8 protein-coding genes are annotated in these 6,000 nt (G+C 66.0%); 7 read left to right on the top strand and 1 reads right to left on the bottom strand.

The window, feature by feature from the left end; translation table 11 throughout:
• The coding region (locus AC1D34_RS04535) for a cation diffusion facilitator family transporter (protein ID WP_476823604.1) at positions 1–548 on the bottom strand (548 nt) is incomplete at its 3' end.
• Between the two features lie 109 nt (positions 549–657).
• Between AC1D34_RS04535 and AC1D34_RS04530 the strand changes: the two genes are divergently transcribed.
• The 7 genes from AC1D34_RS04530 (at position 658) to AC1D34_RS04500 (ending at position 5,988) form a co-directional block, all read left to right on the top strand.
• Positions 658–1,110, top strand: coding sequence for a VOC family protein (locus tag AC1D34_RS04530; RefSeq protein ID WP_441506607.1), 453 nt, complete (start codon positions 658–660; stop codon positions 1,108–1,110).
• Between the two features lie 132 nt (positions 1,111–1,242).
• The gene (locus AC1D34_RS04525; RefSeq protein WP_476823603.1) at positions 1,243–2,292 is read left to right on the top strand and encodes an aldose epimerase family protein; all 1,050 of its coding nucleotides are present in this window, start codon (positions 1,243–1,245) and stop codon (positions 2,290–2,292) included.
• Positions 2,293–2,297: 5 nt separating this feature from the next.
• Positions 2,298–3,197 carry a PfkB family carbohydrate kinase gene (locus tag AC1D34_RS04520; protein WP_476823602.1) on the top strand — a complete coding sequence of 300 codons (900 nt, stop codon included), beginning with the start codon at positions 2,298–2,300 and terminating at the stop codon, positions 3,195–3,197.
• A 121-nt stretch (positions 3,198–3,318) separates the two neighbouring features.
• The gene (locus tag AC1D34_RS04515; protein WP_476823601.1) at positions 3,319–4,176 is read left to right on the top strand and encodes an urease accessory protein UreD; all 858 of its coding nucleotides are present in this window, start codon (positions 3,319–3,321) and stop codon (positions 4,174–4,176) included.
• Between the two features lie 10 nt (positions 4,177–4,186).
• Positions 4,187–4,510: a hypothetical protein gene (locus tag AC1D34_RS04510; protein WP_476823600.1), complete on the top strand. Its 324-nt coding sequence runs from the start codon at positions 4,187–4,189 to the stop codon at positions 4,508–4,510.
• Positions 4,507–5,127, top strand: coding sequence for an urease subunit gamma (locus AC1D34_RS04505; RefSeq protein WP_069877252.1), 621 nt, complete (start codon positions 4,507–4,509; stop codon positions 5,125–5,127). The genes AC1D34_RS04510 and AC1D34_RS04505 overlap by 4 nt, the downstream gene beginning before the upstream one ends.
• A gap of 33 nt (positions 5,128–5,160) precedes the next feature.
• A complete protein-coding gene (locus AC1D34_RS04500; RefSeq protein ID WP_476823599.1) occupies positions 5,161–5,988 on the top strand; it encodes a DUF1003 domain-containing protein in 828 nt (275 codons plus the stop codon).
• Positions 5,989–6,000 lie beyond the last annotated feature (12 nt).

Raw genomic sequence — 6,000 nt, 5'->3', positions numbered from 1 at the left:
AAGCCGAACCAGGCGGCGATGAGGCCGACGAGAACCAGGGCCGAGCCGACGAAATCCGCTGAAAAATGCGTCGCCTCGGCTGCCAGTGCCTCGCTGCCCGTTTCCGCCGCGACCTTGCGCAGCGAGTGCCAGCGGATCGCGTCGACGATCATGGAAAAGAGGATGACGCCAAGCACGATGGGCGTGACGGTAACGGCGTCGACCGTACCGCTCCACAGCCGGCTGATCGCCTCCCAGAGGATAGCTCCGGCCAGCGTAAAGAGGATCGCGGTCTCGACCAGCGCCGCCAACGCCTCGACCTTGCCATGGCCGTAATGGTGCTCCGCGTCGGCCGGCTTGTCGGCCGCCCGCACCGCGAACCAGGTGAACAGAGTCGAGCCGATATCGATCAGCCCCTGCAAGGCATCGGTCAGCAGGGCGAGCGAGCCGGAGAGGATCGCAGCGATGCCCTTGGCTCCGGTCAGCAGGAGCGTCGCCATCACCGACAGCAAGGCAGCACGCTGCTTGATGCTGGAAATTGTCGCGGCGTCGGGGCGTTTCGTGTCCACGTCTTGCGTTCTCGTCATGGCCCGCCTCGCGCGCCGCCTCTTGGAAAGCAGAGCGTCTGGCCCGATTTAGGAGCGAGATCAACCCGGCCGAACAAGGGGAGCCCCAAGCATGCGATATCTCCACACCATGGTGCGTGTCACCGATCTCGACGCGTCACTCGATTTCTACGTGAACATGTTCGGCCTTGTCGAAACCCGCCGCATCGAAAATGAGAAGGGACGCTTCACGCTGGTCTTCCTGGCTGCGCCGGACGACGCCGCCGACGCCAAGGGCGCCGAAGGCAGCCGTGGCCGCCCCACGCTGGAGCTGACCTATAACTGGGATCCGGAAGTCTATACCGGCGGCCGCAATTTCGGTCACCTCGCCTATGAGGTCGACGATATCTACGCGACCTGCGACAAGCTGATGAAGGCGGGCGTCACGATCAACCGCCCTCCGCGCGACGGAAACATGGCTTTCGTCCGCTCTCCCGACAACATCTCGATCGAGATCCTGCAGAAGGGGCCCGCCAAGGCGCCGGCCGAGCCGTGGGCGAGCATGCCGAATACCGGGGTTTGGTGAGGGCCGAGGCGCCGGGCTCAAACGCCGGGCCCAAGCGCCAGACCCATGCGTGTGACCGTTGAGCGCGGCGATGAAATCGGGCACGAGAGGGCGCGGCTTCGGCCGCGTTTCCTTGCTGGTGGTGTGATGCCCATGACCAAGCCTGCTATCGCCGCGACCCTTTCGGACGGCACGCCGATCCACGACATCGTGCTTCGCTCGCCCGGTGGGGCCGAGGCGCGTGTCATGGACTGGGGCGCGACGCTGCGCGATCTGCGCGTGCCGCTGACGAGCGGCCAGCCGCAGCGTGTCGTACTCGGGCTCGCCGATCCCGCCGATTATCCCCAGCACGCCTCGCATATGGGCGCGATCGCCGGACGCTTCGCCAACCGCATTGGCGGCGGGCGCTTCACGCTCGACGGCAAGACCTATCAGTTGCCTCTGAACGAGAACGGCCGGCATTCGCTGCATGGTGGCGGGCAGGGCTTTGGCAAGCGGCCCTGGACGATCCTGCATCATGACRCGGCAAGCGTGACGCTGGCCCTGGTCTCGCCTGACGGTGATGCCGGCTATCCCGGTGCGCTGAATCTCTGGTGCCGCTACAGCCTTGTCGGGGCAGCAAYGCTGCGCATCGAACTCACCGCCACCACCGATGCGCCGACGATCGTCAATCTCGCGCATCACTCCTATTTCAAGCTCGATGATGGTCCCGACATTCTCGACCACGAGCTCGAGGTCCGCGCCAATCTGATGACGCCGGTCGATGCCGACCTGATCCCGGACGGATCGCTCGTCCCGGTTGCCGGCATGCCCTTCGATTTTCGCAAGCCGCGCGCGGTCCGCTTCGCAAACCCCGACGGCACGCGCTTCTGGTTCGATCACGACTATGTCCTGATCCGCGACCAGTGTGAGCCGAGCGCGCTCGCCGGGCTGACGCTCGCCCATGCCGCGACCTTGCGCTCGCTGCGCAGTGGGCTCGCGATGCAACTCTGGACGACGGAGCCGGCGCTCCAGGTCTATGACGGCTTCAAGCTCAACACCTCCGTGGTGGGGCTCGACGGCCAGCCCTATGGTCCAAATGCCGGCATCGCGCTGGAACCCCAGCACGTGCCGGACTCACCCAATCTGCCGCATTTCCCCACGACCGTGCTGCGCCCCGGCGAGGTCTACCGGCAGGTCAGCGAATATCGCTTCAGCGGTTGAAATCCATGGCAGGCGTCTTCAGTCTCGGCATCRCAACCCTCGACTATGTCTACAGCGTCGAGACCATGCCGACGCGTGGCGAGAAATATCGCTCACGCGATCTGGCGGTGGTCGGCGGCGGCTGCGCCGGCAATGCCTCGGTCGCCATCGCGCGGCTCGGCGGTCAATCCTGGCTGGCGACCCGGCTCGCGGACGACCGCGTCGGCGACGAGATCGTGGCTGAGCTCGCAGACGAGGGCGTCGATACCCGCTTTTCCTTGCGCGCCGTGGGGTTGCGCTCACCGGTTTCAGCCATTCTTGTCGATGCCGCTGGCGAACGCATGGTCGTCTCCTATTCCGATCCGGCGATGCCGGAGAGCGCCGACTGGCTCCCGAAAACCCTGCCGGACGGGGCGAAGGCCGTGCTCGCCGATACGCGCTGGGGCGAAGGAGCGCTCGCGGCGCTGAGGCTTGCGCGCCAGGCTGGTATTCCAGGCCTGCTCGATGGCGACCGCAGGCCGCCGCATCCCGACCTCGTGGCGACCGCAAGCCATGTCGCCTTCAGCGCCCAGGCCTTGCGTGAGATCTCGGGGGAGGAGGATCCGCGCCTTGGCCTCGCCCGGATCGCGCAAGGGTCAGCGACCTGGCTTGCCGTCACGCTCGGCAAGGAGGGGGTGCTCTTCATCGAAAATGGCGAAGTCGCGCATCTGCCGGCCTTCGCGGTCGAGACCGTCGACACGCTTGGCGCAGGGGATGTCTGGCACGGGGCCTTTGCGCTGGCGCTGGCCGAGGAACAGGACGAGCGCGACGCCATCCGCTTCGCCTCGGCGGCCGCTGCGATCAAATGTACGCGCTTTGGCGGTCGCGCTGGCGCGCCGACGCGCGGCGAGGTGATGCGTTTCCTGATCGAAACGGGCCCCGGCTGAAGCGACGCCCGCGGAACGGGCATCGCCTGCCTGAAATTTGGGCGGCGCTGACGGCGCCGCCTCTTGCCCGTCGAGGCCGYAGGCGGAGAATGGCTCAGGTTCATTCGCGCCAGGGCCTTCGATGTTCGCGCCGCCGTTTCCGGCCTCCGCCGATCCGCTGTTGCCGGCCTATGTGAGGGCCAATGGCGGCGTGCGGCTGCGTTTCGCCAGGGTCGGCGAAGTGACGCGCCGGCTCGAGCTCGCCGAGTCCGGCGGCTACCGCGCCCGCTTCCCCGACACCTTCGCCTCAACCTGCGAGGCCGTGCTGATCAACACCGGCGGCGGCATGGCCGGCGGCGACGCGATGCGGGTCGATGCCGCCATCGAGGCACAGGCCGAGGCGGTCATCACCACGCAGGCGGCCGAGAAGATCTATCGCAGCCAAGGCGCTGACACGCGGATCGAGACCAGTCTCTCGGTTGCTGCCGGGGCGGGCCTCGCCTGGCTGCCGCAGGAGAGCATCCTGTTCTCGGGCGCTCGCCTCGCCCGGAATCTGACGATCGACCTCGCCACCGACGCGCGCCTCGTTGCCTGTGAATCGATCGTCTTCGGTCGCATCGCCATGGGCGAGACGATGCAGCGCGGTGCCATTCACGACCGCTGGCGCATCCGTCGCGATGGCCGCCTGATTTTCGCCGACGAGCTTCGCATTGACGGTGCGGTCGCCGCCACGCTGGAGCGGTATGCCATTGCCGCCGGGGCGCGGGCCGTCGCAACCGTGATCGCCGCCGGCCCGGAACATCCCGGCAGGCTCGATGAGCTTCGTGCGCTGCTTGCCGAGGACCCCGCCTGCCTCGCCGTCGAAGCCGGGGCCGGGCTTGTCTCCGGTCTTCTCGTCATTCGCCTTCTCTCCCGCGATGCCCTGGCGCTCCGTCGCGCCCTCGTCATGCTGCTTCGGCATGTCACGGGGCGTGCGCTGCCGCGCACATGGTCCACGTGAGGAGAGCACCATGCTGGCGATCCAAGGCCTGAAATGCATTTATGACACCGGCTCGCGGGGCTGGGCGGTCGAACTCGCGCTTGCTGGCGAGGGGGAAACCGTCACGCGTCGCTTTGACGTCGACGGGCCCGATGATGCCGAGATGCTGATCGACGCCTTCGAGGAATCCACCACGAGCAGTTTCGATCCCGCCACCAGCGAGATCGTCTTCGCCTATGAATACGCCGATCTCGACCTCGATGAGGACGAGGCGGAAGACGAGGACGACGAAGAGGTCGAGACCTCGGAAGACGAGTCCGAAGAGGACGAGGAAGACGAGAAGGAAAAGGCATGAACCTGACGCCGCGCGAAAAGGACAAGCTGCTCGTCGCCATGGCTGCCATGGTGGCGCGGCGAAGGCTGGAGCGCGGCGTCAAGCTCAACTATCCGGAGGCCGTGGCGCTCATCACCGATTTCGTGGTCGAGGGTGCGCGCGACGGTCGCTCTGTCGCCGAGCTGATGGAGGCCGGCGCCCATGTGATCTCGGCCGACCAGGTCATGGACGGCATCGCCGAGCTGATCCATGACGTGCAGGTCGAGGCGACCTTTCCCGATGGGACCAAGCTCGTCACCGTGCATGAGCCGATCCGCGGCTCGGCTGGGCGTCTGAAGCCCGGCGAAGTAACGACACTGCCCGGCGACCTCATTCTCAATGAAGGTCGCGAGAGCCTGATGCTCGCGGTTGCCAATACCGGTGACCGGCCGATCCAGATCGGCTCCCACTATCATTTCTTCGAGGCAAATCCCGCGCTCTCCTTCGAACGCGAGAGGGCGAGGGGCTTTCGTCTCGATATTCCGGCGGGAACGGCGGTGCGCTTCGAGCCCGGCCAGACCCGCGAGGTCAGGCTCGTGGCGCTCGGCGGCAAGCGCGAGGTCTATGGCTTCCGGCAGGAGATCATGGGTAAGCTCTAGCGAGACCGATGCCGGTGCGGGGTGAGAGTGCCGATGACCGAAATCGCAGAGAAACCGTCACAACAACTGGCCGCGAACGGAAAGAAGCGCGGGACCTGCGCCATTTCGGGCGTCGAGACCAGCCGCAAGAACCTCGTCCCGCTCGCCACGCTGCGTCCTTCGCTGGCCGAGCGCATCCAGTCCGATTTTCCGCAGCTCACCGAGCAGAGCCTGATCAGCAAGACGGAGCTCGCGCGCTACCGCACGCGCTATGTCGAGGAAATCCTGCGCGAGGAGCATGGCGAGTACACGGAGCTCGACCGTGAAGTCGTCGAAAGCATCGCCAAGCAGGACACCATCGCGGCGAATGTCGAGGACGATTTCGAGGAGCAGCGCACGGTAGGGCAGCGCCTCTCCGACGGTCTCGCCGCTTTCGGCGGCTCCTGGGCCTTCCTGATCAGTTTTGGAGTGGTGCTGGCGATCTGGATGATGATCAATGTCGTGGAAGGGATGGACAAGGCGTTCGACCCCTATCCCTTCATCCTGCTCAACCTCGTTCTCTCCTGCATCGCGGCGATCCAGGCTCCGATCATCATGATGAGCCAGAAGCGGCAGGAGCAGAAGGATCGCCTGCGCTCGTTCAACGACTATCAGGTCAACCTCAAGGCCGAACTCGAGATCCGCCATCTCCACGAGAAGATCGACCATCTGATCACCCGGCAATGGCAGCGGCTGGCCGAGATCCAGCAGGTCCAGCTCGAGATGCTGCAGGAAGAGAGCCTGCGGGCTGCCCGCCGCCGCAAGCCCGCAGGCGCGAAGGCCAAGACGAAGCGGCGCGATGAGGACCGGCAGGCCAAGTCGGAGCCCGATGCATCGGCCTGAGAATTGCTAACA

It is taken from the genome of Allobosea sp. P1_A7 (genome assembly GCF_056406775.1).
The sequence above is the reverse complement of the archived record's forward strand: the minus strand, read 5'-3'. Positions and strand labels throughout refer to the sequence as shown.

Coding starts and splice junctions, on each gene's coding strand:
- AC1D34_RS04500 (WP_476823599.1), top strand. CDS start 5,161: ATGACCGAAATCGCAGAGAAACCGTCACAACAACTGGCCGCGAACGGA.
- AC1D34_RS04510 (WP_476823600.1), top strand. CDS start 4,187: ATGCTGGCGATCCAAGGCCTGAAATGCATTTATGACACCGGCTCGCGG.
- AC1D34_RS04505 (WP_069877252.1), top strand. CDS start 4,507: ATGAACCTGACGCCGCGCGAAAAGGACAAGCTGCTCGTCGCCATGGCT.
- AC1D34_RS04530 (WP_441506607.1), top strand. CDS start 658: ATGCGATATCTCCACACCATGGTGCGTGTCACCGATCTCGACGCGTCA.
- AC1D34_RS04515 (WP_476823601.1), top strand. CDS start 3,319: ATGTTCGCGCCGCCGTTTCCGGCCTCCGCCGATCCGCTGTTGCCGGCC.